Origin of the sequence: Caldalkalibacillus salinus, assembly GCF_016745835.1 — a bacterium.
GTDB lineage: Bacteria > Bacillota > Bacilli > Caldalkalibacillales > JCM-10596 > Caldalkalibacillus_A > Caldalkalibacillus_A salinus.
Map to the genome: position 1 here is coordinate 1 of NZ_JAERVL010000059.1, position 219 is coordinate 219.

The window sequence follows — 219 nt, forward strand, 5'->3', positions numbered from 1 at the left end:
CACTTACTCGATCAATCATACCTTGGACATTACCCACCACAATATTTGGGTTGACCCAGAGCTGTCCTTGATGGAAATTGTATGCGACCATATCTTCATGTAGTTCAAACGCTGTTTCCACTCCCTCTGTTAAGTACACGAACCAGTGATATTTTGGTGGAACAAGCGAATAAAGTACATTATTTTCTAGCCCTTCTTTTGAATTAGATTTTACTTCGT

1 protein-coding gene is annotated in these 219 nt (G+C 39.3%); it reads right to left on the minus strand.

Going from position 1 to position 219, the window contains the following annotated elements; translation table 11 throughout:
* On the minus strand, positions 1-219 hold a 219-nt coding region (locus JKM87_RS17655; RefSeq protein ID WP_202081787.1), incomplete at both ends, for a hypothetical protein.